General features: G+C 60.7%; 13 protein-coding genes and 2 tRNA genes. 2 read left to right on the top strand and 13 right to left on the bottom strand.

Features of this window, described 5'->3' with window-relative positions; all coding sequences use genetic code 11:
* Positions 1 to 114: 114 nt before the first annotated feature.
* The 5 genes from NKI99_RS02565 to NKI99_RS02545 all read right to left on the bottom strand — a co-directional run bounded on the left by NKI99_RS02565 (position 115) and on the right by NKI99_RS02545 (position 6,557).
* Entirely contained in the window at positions 115 to 2,898 is a 2,784-nt protein-coding gene (locus tag NKI99_RS02565) for a valine--tRNA ligase (protein WP_128304004.1), read from the bottom strand.
* Between the two features lie 220 nt (positions 2,899 to 3,118).
* Positions 3,119 to 3,937 carry a PopZ family protein gene (locus NKI99_RS02560; protein WP_128304003.1) on the bottom strand — a complete coding sequence of 273 codons (819 nt, stop codon included), beginning with the start codon at positions 3,935 to 3,937 and terminating at the stop codon, positions 3,119 to 3,121.
* A 214-nt stretch (positions 3,938 to 4,151) separates the two neighbouring features.
* Positions 4,152 to 5,543 carry a TolC family outer membrane protein gene (locus tag NKI99_RS02555; protein WP_023812204.1) on the bottom strand — a complete coding sequence of 464 codons (1,392 nt, stop codon included), beginning with the start codon at positions 5,541 to 5,543 and terminating at the stop codon, positions 4,152 to 4,154.
* A 181-nt stretch (positions 5,544 to 5,724) separates the two neighbouring features.
* Positions 5,725 to 6,393 (bottom strand): protein-L-isoaspartate O-methyltransferase family protein, encoded by a 669-nt coding sequence (locus tag NKI99_RS02550; protein ID WP_023812205.1) that lies wholly within the window; start codon positions 6,391 to 6,393, stop codon positions 5,725 to 5,727.
* A 90-nt stretch (positions 6,394 to 6,483) separates the two neighbouring features.
* Positions 6,484 to 6,557, bottom strand: a tRNA-Cys gene (locus NKI99_RS02545).
* 220 nt (positions 6,558 to 6,777) lie between these two features.
* On the opposite strand from NKI99_RS02545, the gene NKI99_RS02540 reads away from it, so the two are divergent.
* Positions 6,778 to 6,981, top strand: coding sequence for a hypothetical protein (locus NKI99_RS02540; RefSeq protein WP_128304002.1), 204 nt, complete (start codon positions 6,778 to 6,780; stop codon positions 6,979 to 6,981).
* Between the two features lie 24 nt (positions 6,982 to 7,005).
* Here NKI99_RS02540 and NKI99_RS02535 read toward each other — a convergent pair whose 3' ends face one another.
* Positions 7,006 to 7,263, bottom strand: a complete 258-nt coding sequence (locus NKI99_RS02535) for a hypothetical protein (protein WP_023812207.1) — start codon at positions 7,261 to 7,263, stop codon at positions 7,006 to 7,008.
* 223 nt (positions 7,264 to 7,486) lie between these two features.
* Here NKI99_RS02535 and NKI99_RS02530 point away from each other — a divergent pair.
* Positions 7,487 to 7,561, top strand: a tRNA-Asn gene (locus NKI99_RS02530).
* Between the two features lie 405 nt (positions 7,562 to 7,966).
* On the opposite strand, the gene NKI99_RS02525 is transcribed toward NKI99_RS02530, so the two are convergent.
* From NKI99_RS02525 to NKI99_RS02495, 7 genes are all read right to left on the bottom strand, one after another.
* Positions 7,967 to 8,647, bottom strand: a complete 681-nt coding sequence (locus tag NKI99_RS02525; RefSeq protein WP_352609609.1) for a hypothetical protein — start codon at positions 8,645 to 8,647, stop codon at positions 7,967 to 7,969.
* Positions 8,644 to 9,066, bottom strand: a complete 423-nt coding sequence (locus tag NKI99_RS02520; protein WP_352609608.1) for a hypothetical protein — start codon at positions 9,064 to 9,066, stop codon at positions 8,644 to 8,646. Before NKI99_RS02520 ends, NKI99_RS02525 begins: the two co-directional genes overlap by 4 nt.
* 4 nt (positions 9,067 to 9,070) lie before the next feature.
* Positions 9,071 to 12,436, bottom strand: coding sequence for a phage tail protein (locus NKI99_RS02515; protein WP_352609606.1), 3,366 nt, complete (start codon positions 12,434 to 12,436; stop codon positions 9,071 to 9,073).
* Between the two features lie 152 nt (positions 12,437 to 12,588).
* Positions 12,589 to 13,485 carry a hypothetical protein gene (locus NKI99_RS02510; RefSeq protein ID WP_352609605.1) on the bottom strand — a complete coding sequence of 299 codons (897 nt, stop codon included), beginning with the start codon at positions 13,483 to 13,485 and terminating at the stop codon, positions 12,589 to 12,591.
* 18 nt (positions 13,486 to 13,503) lie between these two features.
* On the bottom strand, positions 13,504 to 13,827 hold the full coding sequence (locus NKI99_RS02505; protein WP_352609604.1) for a phage head closure protein: 324 nt from the start codon (positions 13,825 to 13,827) through the stop codon (positions 13,504 to 13,506).
* Positions 13,828 to 13,832: 5 nt separating this feature from the next.
* A complete protein-coding gene (locus tag NKI99_RS02500) occupies positions 13,833 to 14,426 on the bottom strand; it encodes a head-tail connector protein (RefSeq protein ID WP_352609602.1) in 594 nt (197 codons plus the stop codon).
* 64 nt (positions 14,427 to 14,490) lie between these two features.
* Positions 14,491 to 15,738, bottom strand: a complete 1,248-nt coding sequence (locus NKI99_RS02495; protein WP_352609600.1) for a phage major capsid protein — start codon at positions 15,736 to 15,738, stop codon at positions 14,491 to 14,493.
* Between the last annotated feature and the right edge of the window lies 1 nt (position 15,739).

Below are 15,739 nucleotides of genomic sequence, written 5' to 3'. Positions count from 1 at the left end.
TGGCAACAATGGGGCTAAAACTTCCGTTTACGTCAAAATTAACGCAACGGCATGCTGATTTTCGAGGCGGAAAACCAGCAGTTTAGAGAGGGCTAAAGTCTCGCGAATCTATCCTTAGCCGGCGTCGCGAACCCTGGCCAACGCGACTGACAGCTTGCCCTGCGCATCGCGGTATTCGGCGAGCTTTTCACGCTCGGCATCGACGATCTCGGCCGGCGCGCTGGCGACGAACCTTTCGTTCGACAGTTTCTTGTGCAGGCGCGCGATCTCCTCGGTCACCTTGGCCAGTTCCTTCTGCAGCCGTGCCGCCTCGGCGGCGAGGTCGATCAGGCTGCCAAGCGGCAGGCAGACCGTCGCCTCATTGAGCACGATCTGCGCCGAGCCCTTGGGCGCGACATCGGCAAGCGAGATGTCGCCGACCCGCGCCAGCCGCTTGATCGCCGAATCCTCGCGAACGAGGCGCTCGCGTGTCACATTATTGGCGCCGACCACGACGAGCGGTGCAATGGCTGCCGGCGGCACGTTCATCTCCGAACGCACGGAGCGAATGCCGGAGACGAGTTCGACCAGCCAATTGATGTCCGCTGCGGCCTCGGCGTCTTCGAAATCCGGTGACGGCCAAGCCGCATGACACAGCAGCGAGAGGCGTTGCTTGCCTTCGCCAGCGGTCTGCGCCCACAGTTCTTCGGTCATGAACGGCATCATCGGGTGCAGCAGCTTATAGATCTCATCCAGCACGAAGGCGACGCAGGCGCGGCTTTCGGCCTTGGCCGCCTCGTCGGCGCCCATGAACACCGGCTTCAGCAATTCCAGATACCAGTCGCAGAACAGGTTCCAGACGAAGCGGTAGGCGGCACCCGCCGCCTCGTTGAAGCGGTATGAGGTGATGCCGTCCGTGATTTCGCGCGCCGCGCGCGTCAGTTCGGTCAGGATCCAGCGGTTGACCGCCAGCTTCGCGTCATTCAGCCAGAACTCGTCATTGCGCGCGACCTCGTTCATTTCGGCGAAGCGCGTGGCGTTCCACAGCTTGGTGCCGAAATTGCGATAGCCGGCGATGCGCGCCGGGTCGAGCTTCACGTCGCGGCCTTGCGCCGCCATCACCGTCAGGGTGAAGCGCAGCGCATCGGCCCCGTATTCGTCGATCAGGTCGAGGGGGTCGACGACGTTGCCTTTCGACTTCGACATCTTCTGCCCGTTCTTGTCGCGCACCAACGCGTGCATGTAGACGGTGTGGAACGGCTCCTCGTCCATGAAGTGCAGGCCCATCATCATCATACGGGCAACCCAGAAGAAGATGAGGTCGAAGCCGGTCACCAGCACGTCGGTCTGGTAGTAGGTCTTCAGCTCCGGCGTCTCATCAGGCCATCCCAATGTCGAGAACGGCCACAGCGCCGACGAAAACCAGGTGTCGAGTACATCCTCGTCGCGGGTCAGGATCTCGCCCGGCTGGAAATTCTCCAACTTGTCCTCGACCCAGCCCTTCCAGGGTCCTTCCAGAGCCAGGTAGTATTCGATCGCGGCGCCGAGCGCCTCTTCCTCGGTCTTCTCGACGAAGACGCGCCCATCCGGCCCGTACCATGCCGGGATCTGATGACCCCACCACAGTTGGCGTGAGATGCACCAGGGTTCGATATTTTCCATCCACTGGAAATAAGTCTTTTCCCAATTCCCGGGTATGATCTTGGTGCGCCCCTCGCGCACCGAAGCGATCGCTGGCTTGGCCAGTTCCGCCGCATTGGCATACCATTGCTCGGTCAGGAACGGCTCGATCGGCACGCCCCCGCGATCGCCATGCGGGACGGCGTGGCGATGCGGCTCGACCTTTTCGAGGAAGCCGCCCTCTTCCATCAGCTCGACGATCTTCTTGCGCGCGACGAAGCGGTCGAGGCCGTCGAGTTCGTCCCAGACAATTTGGCGCTCCGGCGTCACCTCGAGGCCGGCAAGGAAATCCTCATTATCCCTGAGACTTACCGCCGCCTCCGTGGTCAGGATGCTGATCGCCGGCAGCTTGTGGCGCTTGCCGACCTCGAAGTCATTGAAATCGTGCGCGGGCGTGATCTTGACCGCGCCCGAACCCTTTTCCGGATCGGAGTACTCGTCCGCCACCACAGGAATCCTGCGACCGACGATCGGCAGGACGATGTTCTTGCCGACCAGATGCCGGAAGCGCTCGTCGTCAGGGTGCACGGCGACGGCCGTATCGCCCAGCATCGTCTCCGGGCGCGTCGTCGCCACGGTGATGAAGGTTGTTGGGTTTTCCGGGTCGAAGACCTGGCCCTCTACGGGGTAGCGGAAGTGCCAGAGATTGCCGTTGACCTCCTGCTGCTCGACCTCGAGATCGGAGATCGCGGTGAGCAGCTTGGGATCCCAGTTCACAAGGCGCTTATCCTTGTAGATCAGCCCTTCCTTGTAGAGCGTGACGAACACTTCGAGCACGGCCTTGGACAGGCCTTCGTCCATGGTGAAGCGTTCGCGTGACCAATCGGCCGAGGCGCCGAGCCGCTTTAACTGGTTGAAGATCGCGCCGCCGGATTCGGCCTTCCACTCCCACACTTTCTCGATGAACTGCTCGCGGGTCAGGTCGCGGCGATGGATCTGCTTTTCCATCAGCTGCCGCTCGACCACCATCTGCGTGGCGATACCGGCATGGTCCATGCCCGGCTGCCACAGGACATTCTTGCCGCGCATGCGCTCGAAGCGCACCAGTATATCCTGCAGCGTGTTGTTGAGCGCGTGTCCCATATGCAGCGAGCCGGTGACGTTCGGCGGCGGGATGACGATGGTGAAGGCTTCCGCCCCCTCCTCGGCCCCGGCACCGGCGCGAAACGCGTCGGCCTCTTCCCAGACTTTGGCGATCTTCGGCTCGACGGTTTTGGCGTCGTAGGTCTTTTCAAGCATGGGAAAATGGTCCGCGCTGTCGGGAGTTTTGCTGGTCCGCTGTAAATCGGAAGGCTTTGACCAAGTCAACCGCAAGGGCTGTCTCGGACCCTCACAACCAGATAGGCGCGGCCTTGGTCATTTCAACGGAAAGCGATCCGTCGTCCTGCCAACAAGCTGACCTCACCAAAGGAAACGGCGCCACGAGGGCGCCGCTTCCTTTGGTGATCGGCATGGGGAACTACTGCGCCCCGCGCGCCACGCGCTCGATCTCCTCGCGCACCAGCCTTTCGACCAGTGTCGGCAGATTGTTGTCGAGCCAATCCTGCAGCATCGGCCGCAGCATCTCTTCGGCCATTTCGTCGAATGTCTTCTTGCTGCGGCTGGCAAACGCGTCGGAAAGCTCGCCAAAGGCAGCCGCGACCTGCCGGCCGGTGTGCTCGGAAACGATCGCCGGACGCGGCGCGTCGCTGGCCGCCACCGGTCGCACCACGCTTGCATCCGGACGAGACGGCTCGACGGCTGCTTTCGCGGTCGGTTCGTCACTTGGAGTCTCCACGGACGGCTGGGCAGCGGTCTTGGGGGCTTCGCTCCGGTCCGACACCGCCCTCGCCTGCTCACCGACCGCGGCGATCTCGCGACGCCAATCGGCGATGGAAGCGTCGGCGACAGGACGCGATCCCGGCGCTTCAACCGTGATTGGCTCGGCGGCGACGCGGGCGCTGACCTCGGCAAGTGTCATCGATGGCTTTGCCGGGCCGGGATCAGGGCGCACCGGCGTTTCCATGCGTGCGGCCACCGGCTCGGCCGCCGGCAACTGTGCCTGGACTTCCGCCAGCGTGACCGGCTTCCTGCCGTCGGGGGCGGCATGCAGGTCGGCACGGAATGCTTCCACGTCGGGGGCTGCATAGGCGCTCGACGCGCGCTCCAGATCCTGGCTCAACTCATCGGCGTCGCCCGGCTGCTTGCGGCCGCCGTCGCTGTCCTCGATGATCCGCCTGATGGAAGCCAGTATCTCTTCCATGGAAGGTTCGCGCTGTGCGCTGCTTGCCGTTGCCATCGTCACATCCGCCGCCCTTGTGACCCCTGTTGGGTTTTCCGATCCGGCAGAGCCGGATCGAATCATGGCGACAGCGTAACCGACGGATCGCCGCACGAGAATCCCCAATCTGGGGACTTGTGGGATTTCAACAGATTAGCGCGATCTGAACCCGAGAGCGCAGTACGAAAGATCCTGCTCAAACGAGGAGCACGGCCAGTCCTGGCCGAACGCTTCAGCGGCCGTCCGGCGTGCGCAGGCCGTACCACTTGTCCTTGACCGCGTTGTAATGCTCTTCAGGCTTGTATTTCGCTACCTGCAAGCCAAGGCGGTCGACGGACAGACGGCCGGTCGCCTGCAGGATGGCGTAGCTCGCCACCACCACATCATGTTCGTAACCGGCCTGGTTGATCTGGGCGGTGATGACCGTCGCCTGCGCGTTGAGGACGTCGAGCGTGGTGCGCTGGCCGACATTGCGCTCTTCGATGACACCGTTCAGTGCCAGCTTCGCGGCCTCGATCACCTGCCTGTTGGCCGTCAGCTGCTGCTGCGCGGCGGTGTACTCGGTCCAGGCGGCGGTGACGGCCTGGCGCACCTGGTCGCGGCTGACGTCGACCTGGATGCGGGCCTGGCTGAGCGATTCCTTGTCCTGGCGCACGATCGCCGAGGTGCGGCCACCCGAATAGATCGGGATGGTCAGCGTTGCCCCGACACTGGCCGAATTGGTCGTGCCATCCTGCGAACCGACGCCCGGCAAAGGCGAGGTATTGCGATAGGCGCTCGAAACGCCGGCGGAAGCCGACAGCTGCGGCAACAGCGCGCCTTCGGCCGACTTCACCGAAAACGCGGCCGCGTCGACCAGATGCTGCGTGGCAAGGATGGCCGGATGCTCGTTCGAGGCCACCCCGACGGCGGCGGCGAGGCTCGACGGCAACAGCTTTGCCACCGGCGAAGCGCCCTTGAGCTTGCCCGGCTCGTCGCCGACGATCTGGCGGTAGATCGCCGCACTTGCCAGCGCCTGCGCCCGGGCGGCACTCAGCGATGCCACGGCGGCGGCCCGCGAAGCATCGGCCTGGGCGACATCGGTGCGCGTGCCTTCGCCAACTTCGAAACGCGAACGCGCCGCGCGCGCCGTTTCGGTCAGGAACTGAAGGTTCTGCTCAGTCAGCACGGCGACCTGCCGGTCGCGAATCACGTTCATATAGGCTTGGGCCGCGCTGAACAGGATACCCTCTTCGGTGTTGCGCAGGCTTTCGACGGAAGCGCGGACCTGCGCTTCGGCGGCAGCGACATTGTTCCTGGTCTGAAAGCCATCGAACAGCATCTGGTTTATCTGGACGCCAAAATTTCCGGTGGTCAGCCTCACGCTTGAATTGGTGCCATTGAGATGGCTGCTCGAATAATCAATATCCGCCGAGCCGGTGACAATCGGGCGGTAGCCCGACTTGGCGATGGCGACACCCTCGTCGGTGACACGAACGCCGGCGCGGGATGCATTCAGCGAAGAATTGTACTGATAGGCCTTTGCAAGCGCGCCGGAGATGCTTTCGGCTGAAGCCGCCAGTGGGGACAGCATGGTCGCCGAAACGAGGACGGCGGTGAAAAGTGACTTGCGTAAAGACGGCACGGTTAAACCCTCATTCGTTTTCCATGGGAACCGCGCCGCGCCTGCTTCTCTCATAGATCAGCCGGCGCCGCGTGTTCGATGTTCCCTGCTGCTCACCCCAAAGTGCCCCCAGTCTGGGATCCGCAGCGATCGTTCAAATGCAAGCGACCATGACACAGCCTCTCCTGCAAGGCCAAATCATTCAGAATTCGAAAGCACGAATGCGTTCAAACCCCGGTAGTGGCTTAATTGCCGCATTAAATGCACGTCTTCCGGTTACAACCCCCCCGGCCTTGAAAAAGAGACGGGCCACGCCGGAATTGCCCTGCCCTTCGACGGCGACAAGGCGGCCGCCTTCGGCGAGTTGGTCCAGAAGCGCCACCGGCACTTCCGCGACGCTGCCACCGACGAAGATGACGTTATAAGGCGCCTTAGCGGCATGCCCCTGCGGCAACGCGCCCTGGACGACGGTCACATTGCCGCAGCCCAGCGACGAAAGCGTCGATCTGGCGGTTTCCGCCAGCGCCGAATCACTTTCGAGCGCCACCACGGACCTAGCCAGTCGCGACAGGATGGCTGAGGCGTAGCCGGTTCCGCAACCGACATCGAGCGCCGAATCGGTCGGGTTGATCTCCGCCAGCTGGATAAGCTTGGCCAACGGCGATGCTTCCATCAGGTAGCGCGCGCCGTCCGCGCCGGCGGCAATGCGGATGTCCTCGTCGATATAGGCCAGATCGCGCTGGGCGGCGCCGACAAACATCTCTCTTGGGACGACAAGCATTGCATCGAGCAGCGGCGCGCTGGTCACATCGGTGGTGCGGACCTGGCCGTCGACCATCTTGACGCGTAGTTCGGAGAAATCAGCGCTCATGTCCCAACCAATCCGCTTGCCGCGCCAGAACCGCGGTCCATTGTGTCAGGAACTTCAGGCCCCTGCGCTGCCGCGCGGGGGCCCGGGCATTGGAGGCCTCGCCCGGAATCGAACCGGGGTGCAAGGATTTGCAGTCCTCTGCGTAACCACTCCGCCACGAGGCCTCATTGCTCCCGGCGTTCCACCCGGTTCCAATAGGTTGCGGCGAAAATGACGTCAAGCGGCCACCGTGCATTCCGAACGGTTTCCTCGCGTCAGTCCGGACGGCACCCGGCAAATCGTCGGATCGGGCCTGACCGCTCCATTAGCGGACAATTAAGCATAGCCTGCCCGGAGAAGAAACTCATCGGCGGCCGTGCGTTGGACATGGCAGGAGGAAGAGCCATGCACCGGACAGTGGCAGCAAATACAAGTGCCTCGTCCGGCCTGTCCCTGCCACAATGCGGAGAGCCTCTGCATTACGCAATCGACCGTCTGTCCATCGAAGGTGCGGACAGCCTGTCGCCGCATGACAGGGCAAGGCTTGCCTCGGCCGCGGCGATTCTCAAGCAGATCCGTGAGGCGCTGGAAGAGCACGCCGCCCGCTGAACACCCGCCTTGCGCTATCGGCGGTCAATCGGGCCGGCGACGCCGTTCCCACCAGACGACAAAGCGACGCCGGTGACGGCGAACCATGGCGAATTCATAGGACAGCACCAGCAATCCGAGCGGAACCATCCAGAAGCCGAGGATCGGCAGGAAACCGAGGACGCCGCCAACGGTCAGCAGGATGCCGATCGTGATTCTGAGCCCGCGCGAGCGCGGCATTTTGAACTCGCGCCCGAAAACGGAGATTTTCCGCGCCGGCATCTGGTTGTCTTGTGCTGTCATCGTCTCGAAAGATTGACCCGTTTGATTGTTCGCAAGCATGCTTGAACCAAAGCAGCCGCCGCGCTTTCGGTTCCATATCCCCGCCAAGACGGCTAATATGAGGGCTTCCTTCGACGATTGCGAGAAACGCCTGCGCGAAAAAGCCTCGGAAAAATGTGAAAAGCTTCTTTGCAAAGCCGAAAAGGGCAGCTATAGGCTGCGCCACTCACATAAGAGCATCCGTTCCCCGGTAGCTCAGTGGTAGAGCAACCGGCTGTTAACCGGTTGGTCGCTGGTTCGAATCCGGCCCGGGGAGCCAAATCTTTTCAAGTACTTAGCTGAACGCAATTTCCTCCAGAAATCTCCCTTGGGTACGCCATGGGTACGGAAGAGCCCGCGCGTTCACTAGAATCTCCAGCGATTGCTCTTCTATCCCCTGCCCCGCATAGTGGCCTGCCGGACGAAGGGAGAGGCGAAAGTGCCACAACAGCGGGATATACCGATTCACAGTGACGGAGGGACACTGACTATTGTCGCTGCGACAGGCGGCGCTTTGACGATCGGTGTTGCCATCACACACTTCAGTAAAGATGGGTCTATCTCGCGGCAAAAGAGGTTTGGTTCTTTGCTGAGTACCGGCAGGCACAGGCCCATTTTCAAGACGAGCGAACAAAAGCAGCGCTTCGGGACGTGCTCGGGGATTCAGCCAAATAGTCGACCGTCTCTATGTCAGCGCCGGCAGATCGGTAGGCAGCTTTGCCGGATAGAGCGTGATCGACTGGACATAGACATCGTTCAGCGTGTTGCCGGTGCCGACACCATCATGACCGATCAGGACGGTATCGACGGCGAATGGTGTATAGGTCACCGTCTGTGTCACCGCCGCGCCACCGTCTTTCGACCAGGCATATTCATAGTCGCCTCCGCCGGCATCGCGGTTGAGCGTCATGGCTTCTTTGTGGAGCCCGGATCCGGTCACGCTGTCACCAAAGCCCAACTCGTTGTAATCCTCGATATAACCGCCCACGCTCGCGATGATCGCATTGTCAGCTACATCGTAATTCGCGCCATCCGCGATGAATGCCAGGAAGCCGCCCGGCGAGTTGTTGCAGTTGAGAGCAAACAGGATCGTGCAGCCGGCCGCGAGTCCTGCAGTCAGATCAGCCAGGAAATCGCCGGTTGCCTTTGGCGCATTGCCGTTGGACGGCGTGATCCGCATGCCAGAGCCGGAGATTGCCCCACTATTGAAGCCGCCACCGAGCAGGGCCGATATCGCCTGTGTTGAACCGCCGGCATAGTAGAAGCCGTTGACGAAATCGAGGAATGCCGTCGCGCCATCGGGCAGTTCCGGCGGTGACCCGCCGCCACCACTGGCTTGTGAAGCCATGATGCCGATCGGGATCATGCCAGTCTCCCCACTGCAATCCAGACGTCATCTGTCTCCTGTGTCAGTGACGCACCGGCGTATTGTCCGTCCAGAACGATCGAACTGGCGCCGTTGATCGTCGCGGCCCCGTCCGCAGTGATAGTGACCGTTCCGGCACCTTTCACGAAAACGTCGATCGCCGCCTCAACGTCAAAATCGACATCCGAGTTTTCAGGCAGTGTCACGGCAACGGGCGAGGCATTGTCGAAGGTGCAGAGCTTCCCTGCATCGGTCAGCACGAAGGTGTAGCTTGTGCCTACCTGGGCGTTCAGCGGCCGCTTGCCAAAGGCGCTGTAAAGCTCCGTCATCATGTCGTTGATTTTGTCGAATGCCGTTCGCAGTTCGTCGCCGGTTCCGTCGTTCCCGGTCGCACCAATGCCGATGGTCTGTTGTGCCATTTTCCTATTCCTGATCCGCTGTGAAGTAGGTGCTGTCAGCCCGGATGACGGTCGTATCTGCGGTAAGCGTATAGGTCAGAGCGATGCTCGCCTGTGCTCGATATCCTCGACCGACAACCGCGCTGACCATGTAGACCCGAAAAGCGATCGCCGCCGGGTAGGTGCCAAAGTCAGTGATGATGTCAGCATCGTCGTAGTGAACGGCGCCGGCCGAACTCTCGAGCGTCCGCACGACGGTAGACCCGTCCATAATGTCCCATTCGAACGCCAGTGCGGTTTCGCCGAAGTTTGCCGGATTCAATCCACTGGCGAGCCTTGAGCGGTAGTCACAGGACAGGTCGATGCCGTCCGGGCTACCAAGCGCCGCGTTGAGGTTGACTGGCGCGTATGGCGTCTCCGCCGCGCCCCGCAGGACGTGAGATCCGACAATTGCAGCGGCGGGACTCTGACCAAAACCAACGGCCTTATAGAATCTGGTCCCGTTGAGGCCGGCGGCCGGATGCAGAACCGGCTCTATCCAAGCCGCGCTGGCCATTACGAACAGGTCGCCGGCCTGGTGGAAGGGCGCGAAGACTTCTGTGCCGCGATAGCCCCTCACTGTGAAGCCAGAGAGCGTGTAGGTGCCGTCGCCGTTGTCGGTGACAGTCTTGTAGCCAACCCCCTCCCAGCGGCCCGCAAAGCCCACGAATGCGAGGTTCTTTCCAGCAAGGACTTCGTCTTCCGTCTTGTCGACCAATAGCGTTGCGTCACCGGAGATCTTTCGGAAGGTCACCGTTGAGTCATCGGTGGTAGCAAATGGATCGACTGGGTTGCCAAGAGCATCGATGCAAATACCGATGACGCCGCCGTGCGCCGCTTGATCGTATTCGACCGAGAGATCACCCGCGGTGGCACCGCTGTAGAGACTGCCGCCGCCCCAATTGGGTTGCCCCCTTGATGCAACCACGCCGTACTGGACAATCCAGGCGCCGCCGGCGTCGTCGGAATAGCGCAGTAGTGGAATGTCCAGATGGATGTACTGCGACTGCGGTGTGACCGTCGAAATGCCTGAGAAGCCGGCGTTGGTGACTGAGGCGACGTCTGCGGAGAGCGAGGTTTGAAAGTCTCTCGCCTCGAGGTCAACGACCAGGTTTTCCCTGATATTCACCTTGGTTAGTTCGACCGTGTAGGAGATGTCGCCGGATGCAACCGAAATGACATCGCCCGGAATCATCCTGGCAAATTCACCATATGCGGAGAACGCGTGCGTCCGGTCTTTGGCCTGAAGGTTCCAAAGGATCTCGTTGACGAGCCGTTCCCCATCCGCGTCCGACAAGGTGAGCGACGTCTGATATTGCGCCTCCCGGGTCGACCGCGTGACCTCGTAGAGGGCGCCGTATGTGTCGGCCGTGACCGTGCGGGATTGGTAGTTGTCGTCCCTTGAAATGTATTCCAGCGAGACCTTGGCGATCCGGGTAATGTCGCCTCGGTCATTGGAGCCGATCGATCCGCCTTTCTTGAACACCAGATCCGAATCATTGACCGTTACGTCTGCAGTGAACGAGCCGTCCGTCGGCGTCTTTCGGAAGAAGATTTTGCTTCCGATATCGGTCCATACGAAGCCGAGCGGATCCTGGTAGGAGCGCAGAATGGTTCGAATGTTCGTGCCGTCCTTGTCGATCACATCTCCCCAATCCGACAGATCTTCGAATCCGGAAAACTCGATCTGGTCGATTGTGTAAGGGCCAAGGCCGGTCAGAAGGTCGCTGATATGGCTTTCAAGAGTGATCTCTCCGGGTTGCGTGCCGGGCAAGGTGTATTTCGTCCAGACCGTATCGCCCGACGCCATGAAGTAGGACAGGCGGGCTTGATCGTAGAGACCCCATCTTGCTTCCTCGCCAGTTTGCGCATCGACATCGTCAAGCAGCGTCGCTGTTTTTGCATTGATGTCGATCGCCCACAATTCCTCTGATGATGACGTTCGGAACAGGGCAAACCCAGGCTTTGGAAAAGCTCTGTCGCAAGTCAGGTTGTCGACAAGCGGAAACAGGATTGATGAGACAGTGAAGGCATCAGCGATGGCGCCCGTGTCTGGCGTGACAAGCTGTACGTTGTGAGTTCCGGACGGAAACTCCTCAAGCACAAGCAGATACTCAGTCAGTGGATCGTAGTGGATGCCAGTAACGACGCCGACAGACGAATAAGCGGACGTCGTCGACCACGTCTCCCCATAGGTGACTTCGGTGCAAGTTGAGCTGCTATGCACGAAGAAGGACGCAGAGCCGGCCAAGTGTCGGCCGAGTGAGAAGTAGACCGACCCTAGTGCTACATCATTGCGCGTGACGTCGAATGAGCCGGATGCAATGTCGATCACCGCCATAAGGGTTCCGAGACCGCCGCTTCCATCGACATCGGCGCCAAGCAGCAACCAGTTTTCGTCAAACGGCTGGCTCATCATCCAGTAAATCGACTCGTCAGTCTCTTCGCGCCATTCGGCTACGATACGGCCCGTTGAAGCGTTGTAGACCCGCGACGGAGAAGTTGTTTCCGCCGGCACGGACAGGCGAATGACGACATGACCAGAACCGCGAAGGGCTATGATGAAAGCGGCGTTGTTGACATACGTTGACGAGTCCTCGAGCGGAACTCGGTAGAGTTCTGTTTCCGTGTCGACGTCCAAGACCGAAAGGTAACAGGTCGTCAGCGAGGGAATCTCGGCAGTCGTCAAAACCTGATAGATCAAGCCGTCAACCGGATCGTATGCGCTCCTTTGGGTGTTGTTCAGATTGACGGGCTCTTCGCCGGTCCAAGTGATCTCTTGCGTTCCGCCCGTGTCCGTCGCCGCGTTGGAAATTACGACATTGATCGTAGGCGCGGTCAGACTCGGAAAGTCCGGTAGGAAGAGCAGGACATCGCCCGTGTGCGCGCCAGCATTAGCTCCTACAATTGTCCTGACGAGCGGGTCGACCGTGGTCTGAAGCCCGTTATAGAAACGAAAAGCAATCTTCGGGATTGCGCCATTCTCTGCGTCAAACACGACCTCATCGTTTGCCTCGATTCGAATGATGTCGTAGCCGCGGCCGAAGTAGTCCCTGCAAAGTAGATAGCCGACATCGATTGTCGCGACTGAGGTTGGCTCCGGATAGGTAAGTTCAAATTCAGACCCTATGCGCTCCCCCCTATAAGTCGTGGTTACGACTTTCGTCTGACCATAAACAGGGATGCCCTCGACCCTTCCAGTTCCGATGACAGCTGCCTTCGGACGTCCAAGGGCACCAGGTGTGCCGACGCCGGTGCGCTTGGTTGAGACGTTGTCGACGCGGGGGGGCTCAGGCGGAAAATAATAGGTCCCAATATATTGCTTTGTACCAAGCCCGCCTCGATAGGCCATTACCCGAGCCCTCCATAAAGCTCGCCGGGCGTATAGTCATAGCCGGAGAAATTGTTCTTGCGGCCGAGCGGGCGCTGTTGAGGACTAGGCATCAGCCGGCCCCTTTTTTCAGAGAAAAGAAAAAGCCGCCGCCCGAAGGCTGCGGCTTGCGGTCATTTTGTCTTGCGATCGTGAGCCGATCGATTCCGGCATTCTGCGCAACAGTAGCGAGCCGCTGGACTCCCGGGCTGAAACATGTCGCCGCACTGATCGCACTTGCGGGGCGTAGCCTTCTGGCCCGCTGCCCTGCACTCGATCGAGCACCAATTCTGGGTATGCCTGTGCGGCTTGAACAAGCTCTGGCAATGGGCGCACGGACGCTCCGGCTTCGTGGTCCTGCCAGTCGATGCGCACACCGGCGAGCAATAGAGACCGGCTTTGCTGCGGCTCAGCGGCCGGAATGTCTTCGCGCACGTCGCGCACTCTTTTTGCTCGAGGATGTCACCGCGGGCATGTCGTGCGCACGATGACGAGCAGAAGCGGGAGTCCTCCACGGAAGGCCGAAACGACGTGCTGCAGAACTCACAGGTCCGCTTGCGGAGCTGTTGCTTTTTGGCGAGGTAGAATGCTCGCTTCGTGACTTCCTTGCCCTGGTAATCATCCGCCTGTTCACGCCGGACTTTGGTGGCCAGTCGGCAGAGTTCGCTGCACCATGAAACGCGCCGCATCTGGCGATCTGACGTGTCGAGCAACTGGCCACAGCCGAGACAATTCTCTCTATCGACGCCTTCGGGTTGGCCCTGCAGCCATGTCGGACGCCGGTGAGCTTTCAGGCATGTTTCGATGATCGAGACGGCTTCATCGTCAGCCCGTTGCCAAGAATAGCCATCAAGGCACAGTGCGGACCGAAGTCCCGCGCGGCAGGCACCCTCATACTCGAACGGGCTAAGCCGCCAGTCCGCCAACACATCCATCATCTGGTTGACGATGTGGCGTCGCTTGTCAGCCCCGAAGATCGGGTGCTTTGCAAGCTTCTTCGTCGCTCGAAAGCTGAGCGTTATGGCGAGCATGTCCTGCGCCATGTGTGTTTAAGACTGGGATTCCGCCGTGATCTCAGTTCCATCGCGGAAGCCGAGTTCGCGCAGTCCCTTGATGTCGTAAGTCACTCCCTCGCACTCGACGCGGTCCACTTCGGAGATGTCGGCGAGATAGCGGATGCGGAAGATCACCAGGCGCACGGCGTAGCGCTGGTGCAGATCAGGTGAAAACTGCTCGTTCTCTTTTTTGTGGATTTTCTCTGCCCAAACAGTGCGCCAGGTTTGCCACTCAAACACAGGCGAGTTCAGCAAATCAGTGCCGGTCTCAACGCGCCTAACGATGAGAAGGCGCCGGTTCATGGTGCCGATGCGCATGGGGCTCACCGATAGATGCGAAATGGCGCGATCAGATCGCATGCCATGAGCGGAATTTCGTGCGGCGTGGCGAATGCTATTGGCTGCCGTTGCTCGTAGAAGTGGGCAGCCATGACGCTGATCGCCTGCAGGATCGGCGGCGGAACGCCCTCTTCATCGTCGCCATAGCCGGCGCGAAAGCGAACCTGCACGGCGTCGGCAACATAGCGGGTATCCGGCCAGGTCTCGCCATAGACTGGGGCGATTTCAGGTCGCCAGGAACCGGCGCCAGAAACGCGATATGCCGACGGATCGAGCGCTTGCAGAACGCCGTCGCTATCAAGGTATTTGATGTGAATGACTTCCTGCAGTGGCGGAAGTGGGAGTTCGATGCATGTTGGAAAGCAATCGAGGTAGAGCGTCCACTCTTGCGTAAGCAGGCAGCGCCCAAGCCGTCCCTGGTTCCCGTCCAGGCGCGAGACTGCCGCGCGGATGCACGACAGAATGTACGCCTTGTCGGTCGGTAGGGAGCCGCCAAATTCGACGCGAAGGTGATCGCATACCTGCCGCAAAATCAGGTCGGCGAGCGATTCCGGCGGGGTTTCGAGCACAAGGTTCATGTCGACTCTCGCTAAGTGGAAAGGGCGGCTCTGAAGCCGCCCTTTAGGTCAATGGTGCGCCTTATTAGGCGTTGAGGGACGGAGACGCGCCCAAGTCGAAATAGCCGTGCACGAACGACTCCGGCCGGTTCACCGCCAGGGCGAGCCGCTCTTCGGCACGAATGGCGACGAGGTTCCGGACAAAGAAATCGTCGTGATCGGTGGAGACCTCCACCGCGGCGTCTTCCCTGTCGAACACCTGCGCGCCCATGGTGGCGCCGACCAGGAATTCACCGGAGGTGATGGCGGTCGTTTCGACAACGGCAAGACGCCACAGTTGCATGGTGCCGCCCGTCTGGACCTGGATCCAGATGTAGCGCTGATCGTCGTCTTTCGTCAGTTCGATCGCAGCCCAGTCGTTCGGGTTGAGCACAACGAAAGTCGGACGGTATTCCGCGTTTCGCACCTGAAGACTGGCGCGGCGGATCGTGTCAATCCGTGTGTCAGTCGCCCCGTTGCTGAGCGTCGACTGGCTGAAGTCCGTCGCCTGCGGAATGATGCCATGAAGATTCTGCCCCGTGCCGTCGCCGGCAAGCAGCTGGTTCTCCTCCACGTATTTCAGGCCGAAGGTCGCCCGGCCGTTGATGTAGGACATCAACATAGGGACGTCAGACAGAACCTGCTTTGAGGCTGCGAACCAATGCGCAATTGTTCTGACATTGGTCGTGACGAGCTCAAATTTCAGATCGGACTGAGGCTTGGTCGCCCCTTCCGCTACCGGCGCCGCATTGTTGGTGAAGCCGGTTTCCTGCATGAACTCGATAGCGTTCGAAGACGTGCGACCCGGCAGGAGAAGATCCCGGATCGTCAGTTCGCGCACGGCCGGCGTGATGATGCCTGGTGCACGCTCCGGCCTGATGAGATCGCCGGCGGAGCCAGCGGCATCGGTCGTCGCAGAGGTGATCGTGGCTGCCTTCAGATTCAGGCGCGCGGTGCCGCGTCCCTTGCTCTGCAGCGTCTTGAAGTCGTCCGTCTCGGTCAGTTGTTCGCCGATCGACTTTGCAGGAGTGTCGCCGAAGCTGCGACGAGACAGCTTTTGTTCGACCTGGAGAAGACGATCCTGAAGGCTGGCGCCGTCGGTCGAAAGCTTGGTGAGCGCTGACTTGGTTTCGTCCAGCACCTTACCGTGCGTCTTGATTTCCTCGCTCGCCTTGGTGGCAAAGGTCTGGATTTCAGTGTCGCGAGCCTTGAGCGCGTCCATCACGCTCTTGAACTCCGCCTGGTCGTCAAGGCGATCGCCGGCGGCCTTCCGCCTGAATTCGCGGGAATGCATT

It is taken from the genome of Mesorhizobium sp. M0239, from assembly GCF_040321815.1.
In the GTDB taxonomy this organism is placed as follows: Bacteria; Pseudomonadota; Alphaproteobacteria; order Rhizobiales; family Rhizobiaceae; genus Mesorhizobium.
Note: the sequence above shows the minus strand (reverse complement) of the source record. Positions and strands in the feature narration are given on the sequence as shown.